Genomic DNA, 19,305 nt, shown 5'->3' on the forward strand with positions numbered 1-19,305 from the left:
TTGCTAGCATGCTAGCCTCCACTCGTGGGTGATGAGGAAGTCAAGCAGTTCAACGTCTATCTGCCGGTCTCGCTGATCAAGCAGGTCAAGTACCGCGCCCTCGACTCGGGCCGGTCCTTGTCGGCGCTGGTGGCGGACGCACTGCGCGCCTACCTGGACGAGTCCGCCGAGCAGGACCGCGATGCGGCCGGAAAGGAGCAGCGAAATGGCGACTGAAGGTATCGAGGCCGTCTTCCTGGAGACGCACAACTGGGGAAAGGCGGCGAGGTTCTTCCAGTCCCTGGGGTACGAACTGGAGTTCTCGACCGGCCACGACTCCGGGCAACTCCGCAACGGCGACGGCCCGTACGTCTTCATCGCGGAGGTGCCCGAGGACCGGAAGCCCGAGGCGCGGGCCGTGCTGAAGGTGCCGGACGAGGACGCGTTCCGCCCCGGCCCGGACGTCGAGGTGGTCACCCCGTTCGAGGACACCCACTTCGGCACCAGGATGGCGACCGTCCGCGACCCCGACGGCCGGCTGTGGAGCCTCCAGGCTCCCGGCAAGGGCTGAGCGGCCGAGGAGGCGGCACCATGACGCACGGGACTGCCGAGGCCCCCGACAACACCGCGGTGCGCTGCGCGCTGTGGCGGGCCATGCACGTACGGGTCGATGCGGCGCCCCACGTCCTGGAGGACGAGGTGGGCCTCCGGCTGGCGGACCCCGGCCCCGACTGGCCGCGCCGCCCGGACATGGACCCCGCGGCCACCAGGACGTTCCGGGCGGCGATGGTGGCCCGCGCCCGGTTCGTCGAGGACCTGGTCGTCCAGCAGGCCGAGCGGGGCGCCACCCAGTACGTCATCCTCGGGGCCGGTCTGGACACCTTCGCCCAGCGCAGGCCCGAGACCGCCGGCCGCCTGCGGCTCTTCGAGGTCGACCAGCCCGCCACCCAGGCGTTCAAGCGCCGCCGCCTCCTCGAACTCGGCTACGGCATCCCCGAGTGGCTGCACCTCGTACCGGTCGACTTCGAGGCGGGCGAGTCGTGGTGGGAACGGCTGACCGCGGCCGGGTTCGAACCGCACCGCCCGGCGGTCGTCGTCTCCACCGGCGTCAGCATGTACCTCACCGAGGACGCGATCACGGCCACGCTGCGCCAGGTCGCCGCGCTCGCGCCGGGGTCGGTCTTCGCCATGACCTTTCTGCTGCCCGCCGACCTCGTCGCCGAAGCCGACCGGCCCGGCCTGCGGACCAGCCAGGAAGGCGCCCATCGGTCCGGCACGCCGTTCCTCAGCTTCTACGCCCCGCAGGACATGCTGGCGCTGGCGCACGAAGCCGGCCTGAAGAACGCGCGGCACGTACCCGGCACGGCACTCGCCGAGCGCTACTTCACCGGCCGCACCGACGGCCTCCGCCCGTCCAGCGGCGAGGACTTCCTGGTGGTCACCGTCTGACCGGGGCGCGCGGCGGGGGCTCGGCGGGGGACCGGCGGGGGACCGGCGGGTGGGAGTCCGCTACGCCGCCTGCCGTTCCCGCACCGCCCGCCGGGTCTCCTCCTCGACCAGATCGAAGTTGATCTCCGCCGCCGCGTGGACGCCCATCGCGGCGGCGCCGCTGACCTTGGCCATCGGGTCGGCGACGTTGCCCGCCACCCACACACCGGGGACGCGTGTCGCGCCTCCGGGCGCGGCGGCCACGTAATTCCCCAGCACGGCTCCGCCCTCCGTGGCCTGCTCGGCCACCACCAGCCCCAGGCTCTCGATCACCTTGGACCGTACGTCGAAGCGCGGCGCGACGACCAGGGCCTGGCACGGCACCACCGACCCGTCGGCCAGCCGCACGCCCGACATCCGGTCGTCCCCGGCGCCCGCCCGTCCGGCGGTCTCCAGCCCGCTCACCTCGCCGTCCACCACGGCGACGCCACGCGCGGCAAGCTGTTCGTACTGCTCGTCGGTGGGCTCGGGCCCCGTGTGCAGGAAAAGCCGTACGTCATCGCTCCACTGCCGCCACAGCAGCGCCTGCCGTACGGCCATCGGCCCGGTGGACAGCACCCCGATCGCCTGGTCGCGCACCTCATAGCCGTGGCAGTAGGGGCAGTGCAGCACGTCCCGCCCCCACCGCTCGGCAAGCCCGGGAACGCCGGGGAGCTCGTCGACCAGCCCGCTCGCCACGAGCAGTCGCCGCGCCGCCACGGTCTTCCCGCTGCCGAGCGTGACGCGGAACCATCCCTCCCCCACCGGTTCGGCGGCCACCGCCTCGTCCGCCACGACCTCGCCCCCGTACCCGGCCACCTCCGCCCGCCCCGCGGCCAGCAACTCGGCAGGCGGCACCCCGTCCCGCGTCAGATAACTGTGCGAGGCCACCGCCGGCGCATTCCGGGGCCGCCCGGCATCCACCACCAGCACCTCCCGCCGAGCCCGCCCCAACACCAGAGCCCCGGCCAGCCCGGCGGCTCCGCCGCCGATCACTACGACGTCGTAGTGGGGTTCGTCGTGATTGGGGGCGGTCTGGGCGCTCCGGATCTCTTCCACAGCCATGTGACTACCTCCTCAGTGTGGAGGAGACAGTGCGCTGGACGGGGGCACTCTGGCAAGCAATGTTGCCGTTATGGCAATCCCCGGCTGGATCGGCCCGTACTCCTGCCGCTCAGGACTTCATCGCCGCCACGTCCCGGACCCGTTCGCTCAGCTCGCGTGCCGCCCCGGTGCGGTGGTGCGGGCGGAGGTGGCTGCGGAGGGTGGCGAAGTGGGTGTCGGCGCGGGTGGAGGAGATTTCGGTGTAGTCGTCGAGGAAGCGGTGCCACGTCGCGCAGGCGGCGTCGAGGTGGCCCAGTTCGAACTGGCGCTGCGCGAGCAGGGCGTGGGAGTGGACGCGGCCCTGGCGTTCCTGGCGGGGCTGGGCCTTCAGGGAGCTGAGCAAGGCTTTGATCGAGCCGGGCAGGTCCTTGGACTCGTACAGCACGTGCGAGACATGGAAGAGGTACGCCGACCGGTCGTAACCGCCGATCGACTCGCGCCGGGAGTCCGCTTTCGACAGCGCGGTCTCCGCCTCCCGCAGCCGGGTGACCGCCGTGTGCCGGTCCCCGGTCATCGAGGCGGCGTGGGCCTGCTGGCCGCGGAGGAAGGCCACCAGGCGCGGCCCGGCCGAAGGCGCGGCGGCCGCTGCCGAGTCGGCCAGATCCAGGGCCTTCCCGCCGTAGCCGAGGCTGGACGCCTGGAGGGACATGCCGCGCAGTGTGCGGCAGTACGTGAGGTGGTCGTCGGCCTCGCCCGCCAGGTGCAGGGCCTTCACGTAGTAGCGCTGCCCGAGGCCATGGGCGCGTTCGTACATCGCCATCCACCCGGTGAGGTACGTCAGGTCAGCGGCGGCGGCGAGCAGGTCCCGGTGCACCCGCTCCGTGGCGGGGGCCGTCAGCCACGGCCCGACCGAGTTCACGAGGAAGGCAGCCGCCATCGGCCGTGCGTGCCCGCCCCCGAACTCGTCGAGGATGTCCGCCACCCGGTCGGTCACCGTACGGACCGTTTCGACCTGGGCGGAGCCGACACGACCGGTCCGGCCGGGCCGCGCCGCCGCTTCGGCCCGCCCCGCGAGGTCCGAGAAGAGCGGTACGGCCAGGGCGGCCGAGTAGAGACCGGCTTGGAGGAGGCCGCGGCGGGATGGGTCCATGTCGTCCCGGCTCATGTCGAGGAGTTCTTCGACGGCCGACCCGTGGGCCGGGCGGGTGCCGCCCGGCGGAGTGGGGAAACCGGCTTCCAGGTGGGTGACCGGACGCCCGAGGCGCCTGGCCAGAGATTCCAGGATGACGGGCCGGACCTGCGACTTCGGCATGGTGCCGGAGAGCCAGTGGGCCACCGCCGACTGCCCGTAGCGGAGCGTGAGCCCCGCTTCCGCTCCGGCGCGGTTCACCGCGTTGGCGAACTGCTGCTCGGTCCACGCGGCCTGCCGCAGCAGGCGGGTGAGGCTGGTGTTCGGTGTGCGCCGATCGCTCGCCATGGTCAACTCCCGCCAGCATTCATGGCTTTCATCTTCACGCCCGTCTTCCACGGTACTCGCGCGGCTGCCACTGAGGGTTACCTCTGTGGACGGACGAGCCACCGCGACCGAGGCGGCTCGGCACTCGGGTAACGAGAGAGCAGCGGTGAGGGAATGGATACGCAGGGACACAGGGAACCGGAGCCGTCGGGTGTCGACTTCGCGGCGGCACGGCGCACCGTGAGCGCGATCAAGGAGCGGATCAAGGTCTGTTCGGCCGACGAGGACACGGAGCACCTGATGGGCGAGGCACGCGTGATCCTGTCGGCGCTGATTCCGCTGGTCGAGGCGTATGTGCGGCGGCTGCCGTGCACGTCGCTGGAACGGGGCCGGGGCTGTGACACGGTCGCACGTGCCCGGACGGCCCTCACCTGGACGCATACGGGGAGCAGCCTGACGTACCTCGGCTACGTCGCCCATGTCGCCGATCACCTCCTGGGGTACTTCCCGGACCGGATTCCGGAGGAGGCCGAGTAGGTCAGCGGCGGCACGGGGCCCGCTTCCGGATCAGTCCCACCCCCGCCCCAAGAAGATCGGATTGGTCATGGCCGCCATGGGGCCCAGGGGGCCGGAGGCGGGGGCCGGGTGGCGGACTTCGGCGCGTGCGTAGGTGGCGTTGGCGGGGGTGGTGGGCCAGGTGGTGGTGGTCTTGGCGGAGGTGGGGAGGGGGGCGGTGAAGCGCTGGCCCTGGTCGGTGAGGAGGCGGACGGTGCTGCCGGGGGGCGCGCCGGTGACGTCGAGGCGGACGGTGACCGGGGCGGAGTCGGGTACGGCGAGGCGACCGCCGATGGTGGCGTGTTCGCCCTTGGGGCCGGTGGCGGTGAAGGCGAGGTCGAGGGCGGCGGATTCGGCGATCCAGACGCGGCCCGCGCGGATGCCGTCGTGGATCGCGTCGCGGGACAGCTCGTCGGCCAGGACGACGGTCTGCGGGAGGCCGATCACGTCCGGGTCGCGGTGGGCGTCGCTGTGGCCGACGGCGGGGAGGAAGGGGCCTCGGCCGCGGGTGTGCACCAGGAGAGCGTTGTCCCACTCGGCGATGGCCACCTCGTCGTCCAGGGTGAACGGGCCGTTCCAGACCTCGACCGCGTCCGCCTCGTCGTAGCCGAACTTCCAGTTGCAGCCGATGCAGGTGGCGTGCGGGTGGGCCGGGACGACCAGGCCGCCCGCGTGGCGGATACGGCGGGCGAAGCGGCCGAAGGCGCCGTCGCGGGCGCGGTAGCGCCAGTCGATGAAGACTCCCGGGTCGGTGCCCATCGCGACCACGTGCCCGTTGCGGGTGGTGACCTCCTCACCCGTGAGGATGAGCAGGTCGTCGCCCCACAGGCCCTCCCAGGCCGGGTGCGAGGCAGTGGTGTTGTGCTCGGTGGTGGTGATGAAGTCCAGGCCGGCGGCACGGGCCAGGGCGGCGATCTGGGCCGGAGTGCGCTTGCCGTCGGAGTAGACGGAGTGGAGGTGGCTGTCGCCCCGGTACCAGGAACGGCCGCGGCCCTTGGCACGTTGGGGCGGGTAGGCGGGGGTGCGAGGGGTGCCCGGGGTGCCGTGGCGGAGGGTGATGGTCACTTCATAGGTGAGGCCCTGCGGGGCGACGGTGTAGGGGCCGAGGGCGATGTGCCAGGTGCCCGCGTTGATGGGGCCCGGGAGATAGCCGGGCGTGGCGTCGTCGGCGCGGAGGAAGAACTCCGTACGCGCGCCTCCCGACCAGCCGCGGAAGCCGCGTCCGCCCAGATCCGTACCGCGTTCGTCGAAGATGCCGATGTCGCAGGCGTTGCCCGCGGTGCCGGGCGGGGTCGCGGGACGGTCGTAGGTGTAGGCGACGGCGATCTCGCGTACGCCGTCGGGGACTTCGACGGGGAGGTAGACGTAGTCGGGCGCGCCGGGGGGCAGCCGGCCGGTGACCTTGCGGGTGTCCTCGCGGAGGCCGTCACGGCGTCCGCCGCCGGGGCCCCCACCGTCCCGCGCCGTCCCGCCGTCGTCGGCCGCCGCGAAGCTCACACCGTTCAACGTAAGCGCCGCGGCGGCTCCCGTCACCAGCAGCGCGCGGCGCCCGAGCGGGCCACTGGTTCTGTCGTCGTCGCACATGGGTCACCGCTCCCGGGGTCGGCGTGGAAGACCGGCGTGGAGAAACCGCGTGGTGGAACTCTCGTATTGAGGCGTGAACGGGCGGACAAGGGAAGGGGGCGGGGCGGAGACGCTCTCGTGTGGCGCACCCTCCGGCGTGATGTGCGCACCCGGAACCGGCGCCTCATGGACGCTGTCCGTCCCCGGCGGTAGGAAGGGAACACTGCCGAACGCGGAGGTACGCCCAGCATGCGGATCTCGACCACCATCTTCCTGACCGACGAGACGATCCGGCCGGACCGGCTGGCCCGGGAACTGGAGCGGCGCGGTTTCGCCGGGCTCTACCTCCCCGAGCACACGCACATCCCGGCCAGCCGCGACACGCCCGCCCCCATGGGCGAGCCGCTGCCCCGGGAGTACGGGCGCACCCTCGACCCGTTCGTGGCGCTGGGCCAGGCCGCCGCCGTCACCGAACGGCTGACGCTCGCCACCGGCATCACCCTCGTCGCCCAGCACGACCCGATCGCGCTGGCCAAGCAGGTCGCCACGCTCGACTTCCTCTCCGGCGGGCGCTTCACGCTCGGTGTCGGCTACGGCTGGAACGTGGAGGAGGCGGCCGACCACGGGGTCGCGTGGCCGACGCGGCGAGCGCTGGTGCGGGACCGGATGCGGGTGATGCGCGCCCTGTGGGCGGACGAGCCGACCGCGTACGAAGGCCGGTTCGCCTCCGTACGGGCGAGCCTGGCGCACCCGAAGCCGGTCAAGGGCGCGCCGCGCACGCTGCTCGGCGGCGCGGCCGGGCCCCGGCTCTTCGCGAGCGTCGCGGAGTTCGCGGACGGCTGGCTGCCGATCGGCGGCGCGGGCCTGGCGGAGTCGCTGCCGGCCCTGCGGCGGGCGTGGGCGGCGGCGGGCCGGGAGGGCGAGCCGGCCGTGGTGCCGTACGCGGTGCGGCCGTCGGCCGGCAAGCTGGCGCGGCTGCGGGACCTGGGGGTGGAGGAGGTCGTGGTGGGGCTGCCGTCCGCCGGGGAGGCGGAGGTGCTGCGGGCGCTGGACGAGTTCGCGCAGTATCTGTGAGCAGTGGGGGTGCTGGACGAGTTCGCTCAGTGTCAGTGAGCAGCGGGGGCGCTGGACGCGTCCGCGCAGGGGGCAGGGGGCCCGGCTTCCGCCCGCCGTCACACTCCGCCCGCCCAGTCTGCCCACCGCACCTCCGGAGGGAACCTCCGTCTGGCGTGATCAGTGGCACACCCTCGGAGGCCGTCCGGTCGGCGGCGCTGTCGGTGGTCGCTCGTATGCTCGTTGGATGACTAGCAGCGCGCAGGTACCCGGGCAGGGGACGGACCGGGTGGCGGTCCCCACCGGCACGCCCTCTTCGGCCACCGCCCCCACCGCCAACGCCATGCGCCGCGCCCTCAAGCGCGCCCGCGACGGCGTCGCGCTCGACGTCGGTGAGGCCGCGGTGCTGCTCCAGGCCCGCGGGGACGACCTGCGCGACCTGTGCGCGTCCGCGGCCCGGGTGCGCGACGCCGGCCTGGAGGCCGCCGGCCGCCCCGGCGTCATCACGTACTCCAAAAGCGTGTTCATCCCGCTCACCCGCCTGTGCCGGGACAAGTGCCACTACTGCACGTTCGTCACCGTCCCCGGCAAGCTGCGCCGCGCCGGACACGGCATGTTCATGTCCCCCGACGAGGTGCTGGACATCGCCCGCCGCGGCGCCGAACTGGGCTGCAAGGAAGCGCTGATCACGCTCGGCGACAAGCCGGAGGAGCGCTGGCCCGAGGCGCGCGAGTGGCTGGAGGCCGAGGGGTACGACTCCACGATCGCCTACGTACGCTCCATCGCCATCCGCATCCTGGAGGAGACGGGGCTGCTGCCCCACCTGAACCCGGGCGTGCTGTCCTGGACGGACTTCCAGACCCTCAAGCCGGTCGCCCCGTCGATGGGCATGATGCTGGAGACCACCGCCGAGCGCCTGTGGAGCGAGCCCGGTGGTCCCCATTACGGCTCCCCTGACAAGGAACCGGCCGTACGGCTGCGCGTCCTGGAGGACGCCGGGCGCTCCAACGTGCCGTTCACCAGCGGCCTGCTCATCGGCATCGGCGAGACCTACGAGGAGCGCGCCGAGTCGCTGTTCGCGCTCCGCAAGGTGCAGCGCGCCTACCACGGCATCCAGGAAGTCATCGTGCAGAACTTCCGGGCCAAGCCGGGCACGGCCATGAGCGGCATGCCGGACGCCGAGCTGGAGGACCTGGCCGCCACCGTCGCCGTCGCCCGGCACATCCTCGGCCCGTCCGGCTGCCTCCAGGCGCCGCCGAACCTGGTCGACTCCGAGTACGCGCTGCTCATCGACGCGGGGATCGACGACTGGGGCGGCGTCTCCCCGGTGACGCCCGATCACGTCAACCCCGAGCGGCCCTGGCCGCAGATCGACGAACTGGCCGAGAAGTCCGCCGCCGCGGGCTTCGTGCTGCGCGAACGGCTCGCCGTCTACCCGGAGTACGTGCAGCGCGGCGAGCCCTGGCTCGACCCGCGCCTGCTGCCGCACGTCCGCGCCCTGGCCGACCCGGAGACCGGCCTGGCCCGGGAGGACGCGGTGGTCGAGGGCCGCCCCTGGCAGGAGCCCGACGAGGGCTTCTCGATGAGCGCCACGGGCCGTACGGATCTGCACCGCACCATCGACACGGACGGCCGCACGGCCGACCGGCGCGACGACTTCGACGAGGTGTACGGCGACTGGGACGCGCTGCGCGAGGCCGCCGCCCCCGGCATGGCGCCCGAGCGCATCGACACGGACGTGCGCGCCGCGCTGGCGCAGGCCGCCGACGATCCCACCAAGCTGACCGACGGCCAGGCGCTGGCCCTGCTGCACGCCGACGGCCCGGCGCTGGACGCGCTGTGCGGCATCGCCGACGATCTGCGCCGCGCCACCGTCGGCGACGACGTCACGTACATCGTCACCCGCAACATCAACTTCACCAACGTCTGCTACACCGGCTGCCGCTTCTGCGCCTTCGCCCAGCGCCGTACGGATGCCGACGCCTACACCCTCTCCCTCTCCCAGGTCGCCGACCGCGCCCAGCAGGCCTGGGACGTGGGCGCGGTCGAGGTGTGCATGCAGGGCGGCATCCACCCCGACCTGCCCGGCACCGCGTACTTCGACATCGCGCGCGCCGTCAAGGAACGCGTCCCCGGCATGCACGTCCACGCCTTCTCGCCGATGGAGGTCGTCAACGGCGCGTCGCGCACCGGCCTGTCGGTCCGGGAGTGGCTGAGCGAGGCCAAGGCCGCCGGGCTGGACAGCATCCCCGGCACGGCCGCCGAGATCCTCGACGACGAGGTCCGCTGGGTGCTGACCAAGGGCAAGCTGCCCACCGCCACCTGGGTCGAGGTCATCAAGACCGCCCACGAGCTGGGCATCCGCTCGTCCTCGACGATGATGTACGGGCACGTGGACCAGCCCCGGCACTGGCTCGGCCACCTGCGGCTGCTCGCGGAGATCCAGCAGGAGACCGGCGGCTTCACCGAGTTCGTGACGCTGCCGTTCATCCACACCAACGCGCCCGTCTACCTGGCCGGCATCGCCCGGCCCGGCCCGACCACCCGCGACAACCGCGCCGTGACGGCCATGGCCCGCGTCCTGCTCCACCCGCACATCACCAACATCCAGACGAGCTGGGTCAAGCTCGGCACCGAAGGCGCCGCCGAGATGCTCCGCTCCGGCGCCAACGACCTGGGCGGCACGCTCATGGAGGAGACCATCTCCCGGATGGCGGGCTCCAGTTACGGCTCGTACCGCTCCATCCAGGACCTGGTCGCCATCGCGGACGCCGCGGGCCGGCCGTCGCGCGCCCGCACGACGACGTACGGACCGGTGTCCGCCGAGCGCGAGGCGGCGGCGCTGGCGTCGGACGGGCATCTGCCGGAGCTGTTGCCGGTGGTGGAGTAGGAGCCGGTGTCCGCAGCCCGGCCGGGCGGACAGAAGCTCTGCCCCCGGCCGGGGCGCCGCGCGGCGGGCCGTGTGGCGCTACGGTTACGCCCCAGAGCCCGCCGGGGGACGCAGGCCGGGAGGTGAGCGGTGGACCGCAGACGGCCCTCGCGCCAGGAGCTGATCCGGGCCCGGCGCGGCGACGGCTTCGTCGGCCGCGCCGGCGAACTCGCCGCGTTCCGCGCCAATCTCGCCCGGGACCCGGCCGACCCGGGCTTCCGGTTCCTGCATCACCTGCACGGCCAGGGCGGCGTCGGAAAGACCTCCCTGGTCCGGCGCTTCGAGCAGATGGCCCGCGAGCTGGGCGCGCTGACCGTGTACGTGGACGAGTCGGTGCACGGCGTCCCGGAGGCGATGGCCGAGATCAGCGCCCGGCTCGGCCGCCAGGGCAGCCCGCTGAAGTCCTTCGACAAGCTGCTGGCCACCTACCGGGAGCGGCGGCACGAGGCCGAGGCGGCACTCGCGGGGCCGGACGAACCGGGCGACGAGGCGCCGCCGTCGCCCGGCAGCCTGATCATCGCCAGGGCGGGCGTGGCGGGCATGGGCCTGATCCCGGGCGTCGGCCCGTTCGCCGGCGCGGTGGACACCACCCAGCTCGCCCGCGGCACCGACCGGCTGCGCAGCCGCATCGGCGCACGCCTGCGCAGCCACGACGACGTACGGCTGGTGCTGTCCCCGGCCGAGGTGCTGACGCCGGTCTTCGTCCGGGAGCTGAGCGACGCCGCCGACGCCGTCCCCGTACTGGCGCTGTTCTTCGACACGTACGAGGCGACCAGCCCGCTGCTGGACACCTGGCTGCGCGACCTGCTGTTCAGCGACCGCTACGGCCCGCTCGCGCCGAACGTCATGGTCACCCTCTCCGGGCGGGACCCGCTGGACCGGCGCTGCTGGGCCGACCACCTCGAACACGTCACGGACATCCCGCTGGACGCCTTCACGGAGGCCGAGGCCCGGCAGTACCTGACGGCCCGGGACGTCACCGACGCGGAGACCGTCGACATGATCCTGCGGCTGTCCGGCCGCCTGCCGGTCCTCGTCTCCACCCTGGCCGAGAGCCGGCCGCACGCGGCGGAGGCGGTGGACGACCCGAGCGACACCGCCGTCGAACGCTTCCTGAAGTGGGAGACCGACCCCGTGCGCAGGGACGCAGCGCTGGCCGCCGCCCTGCCGCGCAGCCTGGACGAGGACGTGTACCGGGAGGCGGTGGACGCCGAGGCCGCCGACCACTTCGGGTGGCTGTGCGCGCTGCCGTTCGTCACCCACCGGGGCGGTCGCTGGCAGTACCACGAGGTGGTCCGTACGGCGATGCTGCGCCTCCAGCGGCACCGCTCGCCGCGCGCCTGGGCGGAGCGGCACGGGCGGTTGGCGGAGGCGGCGCGGAGGGGGCGGGAGGAGTACGCGGGCGACCGGGATGCGGGCAGCGGGGACGCGGGCGCGTGCCGGCGGGACGAGCGGTGGCGGGAGCTGCGGCTGCGGGAGATCTACCACGCGTTGTGCGCCGATCCGCGGGGGTACCTGCCCGAGGCGCTGTCCGAGGTGACGGTCACCGCTCAGTACGAGCCGCCCGCCGTACGGCTGGTGGCGGAGACCGTGCGGCAGGCGGGGGAGGACGGGGACGCGCCGGACGTACGCGACTGGGGCGGGCGGCTGACGGCGGCGCTCGACGGGCCGGACGGCCTGGCAGGGGTGTTGACCACGCTGCTCGCCCGGCCCGGCCTCGGCGTACCGGAACAGGCGCTGATCCACCGCCTCCGCGGCCGTGAACACCGTAAGGCCGAGTCGTGGCATCAGGCGTTCGCCGACTTCGACCGGTGCCTTGAGCTGGCGCCGGACGATGTCCACGCGCTGGTGGGGCGGGGACTCACCTACCGGTACAAGCGCGACTTCGGGCCCGCCGTCCAGGACTTCTCCCGTGCCCTGGACCTCGATCCCGGCTCGGTCTCCGCGGCCTTCCACCTCGGAGAGGTCAACCGTCTGATGGGGCGGTACGAAGAGGCGCTGACGGCGTTCGACCGGCCGCTGGAACTCGATCCGCGCTACCCGCCGGCGCACGGCAGCCGCGCCGTCTGCCTGCGTCACCTGGGGCGCTTCGACGAGGCGCTGGCAGTGTTGGAACATGCCATCGAGCTGCATCCGGGCTACGCCTGGGCGATGGCCGAGCGGGGCATGACGTACCGCGCCATGGGCCGGTACGCGGAGGCGCTGGCGGAGTTCGACCGGGCGCTGGCCGTCAATCCGGCGTACGCGTGGGCCGCCGGGGCCCGGGGCCGGGTCGCGCTCCTCGCGGGGCGGCCCGCGGAGGCGGTGGCGGACTTCGACCGGCTCGTCGCGCTCGGGTCGGCCGATCCCTGGGCCTTCGCCCGCCGCGCCAAGGCGCACCAGCTGAGGGGTGCGGAGGCCGAAGCGCTCGCCGACTACGACAGGGCTCTGGCCGAGGCCGGCCGGGCCGCCGTACCGGGCGACGCCGGCCGGACCGCCGTACCGGACGTGTCCCGGGCCGTCTTCCTGTCCGCGCGGGCCGGGTGCCTGCGCCGTGCGGGGCAGCTCGAAGCGGCACGCGAAGCCGTCGAGGCGGCGTCGGCTCTGGCGCCTGACGAACCGCCGGTCCGGTACGAGGCCGCACTGCTCGCCGTCGCGGTGAGCGGGATACGGGAATCGGCGCCCGCCTGGGAGGCGCTACGGGACGCGCCGGTCCGGCCGCCGGACGGGGACGACCTCACGGGCCCGGCCGTCATCGCCGTCGTCAGCCGTTGCGCCCTCACCGACTGGGCCGGTGCGCGGGCCGCGCTCGCCGACCTGCTCGGCGACGGGGCGCCCTGGGAGCGGCTGGCCGAGACCGAGTTCGGGGTGCGCGACCTGGCGGCACTGTGGCCGGTGCCGGACGCGGCGGTCACCGATCAGCTGGCGGCGGTCCGCCGCGTACTCCTGCAACGGATGGCCGCGGCCGGCCCCAGGACGCCATGAACGGGCGGTACGCCCGCGCCCCACGCCCTCACCCTTCGTCCCCCGACTCCGCCTCCGCCTCGTGCTGAAGGATGCACTGCTGCCACTGCGCCAGCGCTTCCGCGCGGTCGCCGCCGGTGTCCTCGGCGGCGGAGATGAGCGCGTCGGCGGCCATCGCGGCCAGCCGTACGGTGATCTGGCACACGTCGCGCTGGGAGAGCGGCCGGAGGAGTTCCACGGCGCCGTCGCTGTCGCCGGCCAGGGCACAGGCGACGACGGCCATGGCGGTGCGGTCCCACTCGAACTCGGGCATGGACGGAGCATGCCCACGGGGCGCGGATGGCATGGCCTCGGTACGCAGGGGGCACGTCTGTGCTGATCGGGACCGTAGTGATCAAAAGCCGCTGCCGGGGTGACTGTTCGCATAACGTTCCTCGCCCGGTTTTGGCCTTTCTTGGTCGATTACAGTGCTGCGCAGGGGGAGCGTAAGGGCCCCGTAAGGAGTGGGCGGTCCACGGGGAGGGAACGAACGTGAGCGCAGCGGCAGGCGGCGCGGCCATCTGGGGCCGGGCCGAACAGCAGGACTTCCGCAGCCGGGTGCGGGGCTGCCTGCTGGGCGGGGCGATCGGGGACGCGCTCGGCGCGGGCATCGAATTCAGCTCGCTGGACGCGATCCGCGAGGCACACGGCGACGCGGGCGTCACGGACTACGTGCCCGCCTTCGGGCGGCGCGGCACCGTCACCGACGACACCCAGATGACGCTGTTCACCGTCGACGGCCTGATCCGCGCGCAGGTACGGCGCGACACCGGCGCCTGGCACCCGCCCACCGACGTGCACCGCGCGTATCTGCGCTGGGCCGCCACGCAGCGCGACTGGGGCCCCGACGAGCGCAAGAAGGACGACGGGTGGCTGGCGCGCGAGGAGTGGCTGTACGCGCAGCGGGCACCCGGCCGGGCCTGCCTGTCCGGGCTCGGTGACGACACGATGGGGACGCTGGAGCAGCCCAAGAACCCCGGGTCCAAGGGGTGCGGCGCGGTGATGCGGTCGGCGCCGTTCGGGCTGCTGGTCGGCTGGGAGCCGCAGCTGGTCTTCCAGCTGGCCGTCGAGTGCGCGGCCCAGACGCACGGCCACCCGACCGGTTACCTGGCGGCCGGCGCGTTCGCGGTGATCACCCACTCCCTGGCCCGGGGCGAGGACCTGGACGGTGCCGTGCAGAAGTCCCTCGCCCACCTCGCCGCCCGGCCCGGCCACGAGGAGACCGCCGAGGCACTCAGGCAGGCGCTCGGCGCCGTACGGCAGGGGATGCCGACGGCCGCCCGCGTGGAGTCGCTGGGCGAGGGCTGGACCGCCGAAGAGGCCCTGGCCATCGGCGTGTACTGCGCGCTGGTCGCCGAGGACGTCCGGCACGGGCTGCTGCTGGCGGTCAACCACAGCGGCGACAGCGACTCGACCGGCGCGATCTGCGGCAACCTCCTGGGCACGCTGCACGGCGAGACGGCGCTGCCGCCCGTATGGCTGGCCGAGCTGGAGGGCCGGGCGACGATCCTCCAACTCGCCGACGACTTCGCCATGGAGATGACCCAGGGCCCGGCCCTGCACGGACCGGGGAACTCGGCACCGGGGTGGCTGGAGCGGTACCCGCGCGCGTGACGCGGGGTGGCTGGAGCGGTACCCGCGCGCGTGACGCGGGGTGGTACGCGGGTTGGCGGGGGTGGAGGTGCGGGGTGGTACGCGGGTTGGCGGGGGTGGAGGCGCGGGGCGCAGTGACCGGGCGTCCGGCCGTGCGCCGTGTGCGGTGCGCCCGTATCGCGCGTACACCAGGGCGAATCGAACGGTCTCGCTCCCCCACCGGGGGGTTACCCAACGGGCGGCGCGCCGGAACCCGGCCCGCCCCATCACCCGCCCCATCACCCCCACCCCCGCCCCCCAATGCCCCGCTTTGGGGTGGCCTTGGTCGACAAACCGGCCCCGGGCGTGCGAGAACAGCCCAGGGGGGCCGCGGGCGGTCCGTGCCGGAGGCGTGCGAGGGGGAGAGAGACCATGGGCCGCTACCTGCTGCGCAGGCTGGCCAGTTACCTGGTCCTGGTGGTCGTGGCGGCGTCCCTGACGTACTTGCTCGCGGGCCTGAGCCTCAACCCCCGGGCCCGGTTCGAGGGCCGCAACCCGCCGCTGCCCGAGGCCGCCATCACCCGCACCCTCGACGACTACAACATGAATCCGGACACCCCGGTGGCCGTCCGCTTCGCACGCTGGGCCGGCGGTGTCGCCCACGGCGACCTGGGCCGGACCGTCGGCGGCGACTCGGTCAACGAGGACGTCGGCCGCCGGGTCGGTGTCAGCACCCGGCTGCTGTTCCTGGCCACTCTCGCCGGCTCGGCCCTCGGCGTGGCCGTCGGCGCGTACGGCGCGATCCGCCAGTACCGGCTGTTCGACCGGTTCTCGACCCTGGCCTCGTTCTTCGTGCTGGCCATGCCGGTGTTCGTGGTCGGCGTGGCGCTGAAGACGGGAGCCACCGCGCTCAACGACGGTACGCAGACGATCAAGGTGCTCGGTGAGTACGACGCGCAGTACGCCGGCCGGTGGGACCCCGCCGCCCTGCTCAACCGCGCCCAGCACATGCTGCTGCCCGCGCTCACCCTGATCATCGTGCAGGCCGCCCTGTACAGCCGCTACCAGCGCAGCACCATGCTGGACGTGCTCGGCGCCGACTTCCTGCGCACCGCGCGCGCCAAGGGCCTGCGCCGCCGCACCGCGCTGGTACGGCACGGACTGCGCACGGCCGTCCTGCCGGTCGTACCGCTGCTGGTCTACAACATCGTGCTGCTCTTCGCCGGTGCCACCTTCGTGGAGAAGACCTTCGGCTGGCACGGGATGGGCGAGCTGCTCGTCGACTCGGTCGCCGGCCAGGACGTCAACTCGGTCGCTGCGGTCGGCCTGTTCACCGCCGTCCTGGTGCTGGTCGCGGGGCTGCTCGCGGACCTGCTGTACGCGGCCCTGGACCCCCGCGTACGGGTGCGGTGATGCGTACCGCACGCGCGCGCCTCACCGCGCGCCGCTTCGCGCGCAACCGGCTCGCGCTCCTCGGGCTCGCGCTGCTGGTCCTGCTCTTCCTCGCCGCCTACGCGGGCCCGCTGCTGTCCCGGTGGGACCACCGCACCCACGACTTCCTGAACTTCCTGTCCGGGCCGTCCGCCGACCACTGGTTCGGCACCACCCAAAGCGGCCTGGACCTGTACGCGCTCACCCTGCGCGGCCTCCAGAAGTCACTGGTCATCGGCCTGCTGGTGGGCGTCGTTTCCACGGTGGTGTCCGCCGTGGTGGGGGCCTTCGCCGGCTACGTCGGCGGCTGGACCGACCGCGTCCTGATGGGTGCCGTCGATCTGCTGCTGGTGATGCCCGCGTTCCTGATCGTCGCCGTCCTCTCGCCCCTGGTACGCGGCTCCGGCTGGCCGGTCTTCGTCGTGCTGCTGGCCGCGTTCAGCTGGATGATCACCGGGCGGGTGGTCCGCAGCGTCACGCTCACGCTCAAGGAACGGGAGTACGTCAAGGCCGCGAAGTACCTGGGCGTACCGGCGCCGGTGATCGTCTTCCGGCACATCCTGCCGCAGATGGCCTCGCTGCTGATCATCGACGCGGTCATCCAGGCCGGTGCCGCGGTCATCGGGGAGAGCGGGCTGTCGTACTTCGGGTTCGGGGTGCAGCCCCCGGACGTGTCGCTGGGCACGGTCATCGCGGACAACACCAACATGGCGGCCGGTTACCCGTGGCTGTTCTTCCTCCCCGCCGGGTGCCTGGTGCTCATCGGCGTCTCCCTCGCGTTCGTCGGGGACGGGCTGCGGGACGCGCTGGACCCCGACGCGGCGGGTGCGCAGGCCCGCGTGAAGAGGCGCAAGCGGCCTGCCGGACTCCCCAGGCGCAGGAAGCGCGGGCACCGCGCCGTCGCGGAAGGCCGCCGCCGGTGACCGGACAGCGCACCACCGCCCCGGACACGGCGGCCCCCGTGCCCGCCCTCCAGGTGACCGACCTGCACGTCACCTTCCCCGGCGAGACCGGCCCGGTGCACGCCGTACGCGGACTGAGCTACGCCGTACGGCCCGGTGAAGTGCTCGGTATCGTCGGCGAGTCGGGCGCTGGGAAGTCGGCTGCCGCACAGGCCGTCCTCGGGCTGCTGCCGGACGGCGCGGAGGTACGGGGCTCGGTGGAGCTGGACGGCCGGGAACTGCTCGGCCTCGACGACGCGGCCCTTTCCCAGATCCGCGGCAACGGCATCGGCATGGTCTTCCAGGACCCGCTGTCCGCCCTCACGCCCGTCTACAGCATCGGCAGCCAGCTCGTGGAAGCGCTGCGCATCCACCAGGACCTGAGCCGGAAGGCGGCCCGGGCACGCGCCGTCGAACTGCTGGACCTCGTCGGCATTCCGGACCCGCACCGGCGTGCGGACGCCTTCCCGCACGAGTTCTCCGGCGGGATGCGGCAGCGCGTGGTGATCGCGATGGCCATCGCCAACGACCCGCGGGTCATCCTCGCGGACGAGCCGACCACCGCCCTGGACGTCACCATCCAGGCGCAGATCCTCGACGTACTGAAGACCGCGCGGGAGGTGACCGGCGCCGCGATCGTCCTGATCACCCACGACCTGGGAGTGGTCGCGGGGTTCGCGGACCGGGTGCAGGTCATGTACGCGGGGCGGCCGGTGGAGTCCGGGACGGTCGACGAGATCTACTACCGGCCCCGGATGCCGTACACGATCGGACTGCTGGGGGCGACGCCGCGCCTGGACGACCTCTCGGGCGCGCCGCTGGTGCCCGTGGACGGCGCCCCGCCGTCGCTGACGTCCCTGCCACCCGGCTGCCCCTTCGCGCCGCGCTGCCCCGCCGCCGTCGACCGCTGCCGCGCGACCGAACCCGCCCCGGCCCCCGCCACGGCCACCGGCCACACCGCCGCGTGCCACCGCAGCGAGGAGATCGCCGCGGGGACGCTGGCCCGGGCTGAGCTTTTTCCCGTGGTGGGGGGAGGGGGCACGGGGCGGGGGCGTACGAGCGGTACGGAGCGGGAGGGCGCGCGCGAGGCGTTCGGCGTGGGGCCGGAGGGGGCGCGAACCGGGGCGGGGCCCACGGACCCGGGGAGCACCGGGCCGGGGCATGCCGACTGCGCCGCCTCCACCAGGGCGAATCGAACGGACTCGTCCCCCCAGCAGGGGGTTACCCAGGGGGAGCGGACGGGAACCGCGCCCTCTCCGCCCCCACCCCCCGCCGTGCTGGAGGTGGACGGGCTGGTCAAGCACTTTCCGCTGGTCCGTGGCACGTTCGTCAAGCGCACCGTCGGCACCGTACGGGCCGTGGACGGCATCGATCTCACCGTACGGGAAGGGGAGACGCTCGCCCTGGTCGGTGAGTCCGGCTGCGGCAAGACCACCACCCTGCTGGAGATCATGGACCTGGCGGCCGGGCAGGCGGGCACCGTCCGCCTCTTCGGCCAGGACGTACGGGACCTGGACCGCGCCGGACGCAAGCGCCTGCGCCGCGACCTCCAGATCGTCTTCCAGGACCCGGCCGCCGCCCTGGACCCGCGCATGCCGGCCGGCGACATCCTCGCCGAGCCGCTGCGCACCCACCGCGTGCCCAAGGACCGGATCGCCGCCCGCGTCCCCGAACTGCTGGAGACGGTCGGGCTGGCGGCCGGGGACGCCGGACGCTACCCACGGGAGTTCAGCGGCGGCCAGCGCCAGCGCATCGCCATCGCCCGCGCCCTGGCCCTGGAACCGCGGCTGCTGGTGCTGGACGAGCCGGTCTCCGCGCTGGACGTGTCGGTCCAGGCCGGGGTGCTCAATCTGCTGGACGGCCTCAAGGCCCGGCTGGGCCTGAGCTACCTGCTCGTCGCCCACGACCTGTCCGTCGTACGGCACAGCGCCGACCGGATCGCGGTGATGTACCTGGGCCGCATCGTGGAGTCGGGAGACACCGCGGAGGTCTTCGCCGCGCCCGCCCACCCGTACACGCGGGCGCTGCTGTCCGCCGTACCGCTGCCCGATCCGCGCAAGGAACGGGCCCGGCACCGCGTCCTGCTGCGCGGTGACCTGCCGAGCCCGGCGGACGTGCCGTCCGGCTGCCGTTTCCGGGGCCGGTGCCCGCTGTACGCGACGCTCGGCGCACCGGAGCAGCGGCGCTGCCGGGAGGAGGACCCACGGCTTTGGGCCGTCGCCCCCACCGTTCCCGCCCCCATCGGCCCTGTCGTTCCCGAGCCCACCGCCCCCACCCCCCACACCGCCGCCTGCCACTTCGCCACGCCGCCCGGAGGAGGCTGAAGAACCACT

Annotated in this window: 15 protein-coding genes; 11 read left to right on the forward strand and 4 right to left on the reverse strand. The window is 73.5% G+C overall.

Features of this window, described 5'->3' with window-relative positions:
• Positions 1 to 24: 24 nt before the first annotated feature.
• From ACH4FX_RS01540 to ACH4FX_RS01550, 3 genes are read left to right on the forward strand one after another with little or no spacing between them, the layout of a single operon-like run.
• On the forward strand, positions 25 to 216 hold the full coding sequence (locus ACH4FX_RS01540; protein WP_398474158.1) for a ribbon-helix-helix protein, CopG family: 192 nt from the start codon (positions 25 to 27) through the stop codon (positions 214 to 216).
• Positions 206 to 550: a VOC family protein gene (locus ACH4FX_RS01545; protein WP_398474159.1), complete on the forward strand. Its 345-nt coding sequence runs from the start codon at positions 206 to 208 to the stop codon at positions 548 to 550. Before ACH4FX_RS01540 ends, ACH4FX_RS01545 begins: the two co-directional genes overlap by 11 nt.
• Positions 551 to 570: 20 nt before the next feature.
• On the forward strand, positions 571 to 1,428 hold the full coding sequence (locus ACH4FX_RS01550; RefSeq protein ID WP_398474160.1) for a class I SAM-dependent methyltransferase: 858 nt from the start codon (positions 571 to 573) through the stop codon (positions 1,426 to 1,428).
• Positions 1,429 to 1,488: 60 nt separating this feature from the next.
• Here the strand turns inward: ACH4FX_RS01550 and ACH4FX_RS01555 are convergent, their stop codons facing one another.
• On the reverse strand, positions 1,489 to 2,511 hold the full coding sequence (locus ACH4FX_RS01555; RefSeq protein ID WP_398474161.1) for an NAD(P)/FAD-dependent oxidoreductase: 1,023 nt from the start codon (positions 2,509 to 2,511) through the stop codon (positions 1,489 to 1,491).
• Between the two features lie 109 nt (positions 2,512 to 2,620).
• Entirely contained in the window at positions 2,621 to 3,967 is a 1,347-nt protein-coding gene (locus ACH4FX_RS01560) for a hypothetical protein (RefSeq protein WP_398474162.1), read from the reverse strand.
• 153 nt (positions 3,968 to 4,120) lie between these two features.
• Between ACH4FX_RS01560 and ACH4FX_RS01565 the strand changes: the two genes are divergently transcribed.
• Positions 4,121 to 4,483 carry a hypothetical protein gene (locus tag ACH4FX_RS01565; protein WP_398474163.1) on the forward strand — a complete coding sequence of 121 codons (363 nt, stop codon included), beginning with the start codon at positions 4,121 to 4,123 and terminating at the stop codon, positions 4,481 to 4,483.
• A 30-nt stretch (positions 4,484 to 4,513) separates the two neighbouring features.
• Here the strand turns inward: ACH4FX_RS01565 and ACH4FX_RS01570 are convergent, their stop codons facing one another.
• Positions 4,514 to 6,085: a CehA/McbA family metallohydrolase gene (locus ACH4FX_RS01570; RefSeq protein ID WP_398474164.1), complete on the reverse strand. Its 1,572-nt coding sequence runs from the start codon at positions 6,083 to 6,085 to the stop codon at positions 4,514 to 4,516.
• A gap of 228 nt (positions 6,086 to 6,313) precedes the next feature.
• Here ACH4FX_RS01570 and ACH4FX_RS01575 point away from each other — a divergent pair, with 228 nt between their 5' ends.
• The 3 genes from ACH4FX_RS01575 (at position 6,314) to ACH4FX_RS01585 (ending at position 13,010) form a co-directional block, all read left to right on the forward strand.
• Entirely contained in the window at positions 6,314 to 7,138 is an 825-nt protein-coding gene (locus tag ACH4FX_RS01575) for a TIGR03619 family F420-dependent LLM class oxidoreductase (protein ID WP_398474165.1), read from the forward strand.
• Positions 7,139 to 7,364: 226 nt separating this feature from the next.
• Positions 7,365 to 10,007 carry a bifunctional FO biosynthesis protein CofGH gene (locus ACH4FX_RS01580; RefSeq protein WP_398474166.1) on the forward strand — a complete coding sequence of 881 codons (2,643 nt, stop codon included), beginning with the start codon at positions 7,365 to 7,367 and terminating at the stop codon, positions 10,005 to 10,007.
• A gap of 129 nt (positions 10,008 to 10,136) precedes the next feature.
• Positions 10,137 to 13,010, forward strand: a complete 2,874-nt coding sequence (locus tag ACH4FX_RS01585) for a tetratricopeptide repeat protein (protein WP_398474167.1) — start codon at positions 10,137 to 10,139, stop codon at positions 13,008 to 13,010.
• A 28-nt stretch (positions 13,011 to 13,038) separates the two neighbouring features.
• Here ACH4FX_RS01585 and ACH4FX_RS01590 read toward each other — a convergent pair whose 3' ends face one another.
• Entirely contained in the window at positions 13,039 to 13,302 is a 264-nt protein-coding gene (locus ACH4FX_RS01590; RefSeq protein WP_398474168.1) for a hypothetical protein, read from the reverse strand.
• A 218-nt stretch (positions 13,303 to 13,520) separates the two neighbouring features.
• Between ACH4FX_RS01590 and ACH4FX_RS01595 the strand changes: the two genes are divergently transcribed.
• The 4 genes from ACH4FX_RS01595 to ACH4FX_RS01610 all read left to right on the forward strand — a co-directional run bounded on the left by ACH4FX_RS01595 (position 13,521) and on the right by ACH4FX_RS01610 (position 19,296).
• On the forward strand, positions 13,521 to 14,642 hold the full coding sequence (locus ACH4FX_RS01595; protein WP_398474169.1) for an ADP-ribosylglycohydrolase family protein: 1,122 nt from the start codon (positions 13,521 to 13,523) through the stop codon (positions 14,640 to 14,642).
• Between the two features lie 390 nt (positions 14,643 to 15,032).
• Entirely contained in the window at positions 15,033 to 16,013 is a 981-nt protein-coding gene (locus ACH4FX_RS01600; protein ID WP_398474170.1) for an ABC transporter permease, read from the forward strand.
• A complete protein-coding gene (locus tag ACH4FX_RS01605; RefSeq protein WP_398474171.1) occupies positions 16,013 to 16,954 on the forward strand; it encodes an ABC transporter permease in 942 nt (313 codons plus the stop codon). Before ACH4FX_RS01600 ends, ACH4FX_RS01605 begins: the two co-directional genes overlap by 1 nt.
• Positions 16,951 to 19,296, forward strand: coding sequence for a dipeptide ABC transporter ATP-binding protein (locus tag ACH4FX_RS01610; RefSeq protein ID WP_398474172.1), 2,346 nt, complete (start codon positions 16,951 to 16,953; stop codon positions 19,294 to 19,296). Before ACH4FX_RS01605 ends, ACH4FX_RS01610 begins: the two co-directional genes overlap by 4 nt.
• Positions 19,297 to 19,305: the final 9 nt, after the last annotated feature.

The organism is Streptomyces sp. NPDC018019 (assembly GCF_044327805.1).
Taxonomy (GTDB): Bacteria; Actinomycetota; Actinomycetes; order Streptomycetales; family Streptomycetaceae; genus Streptomyces.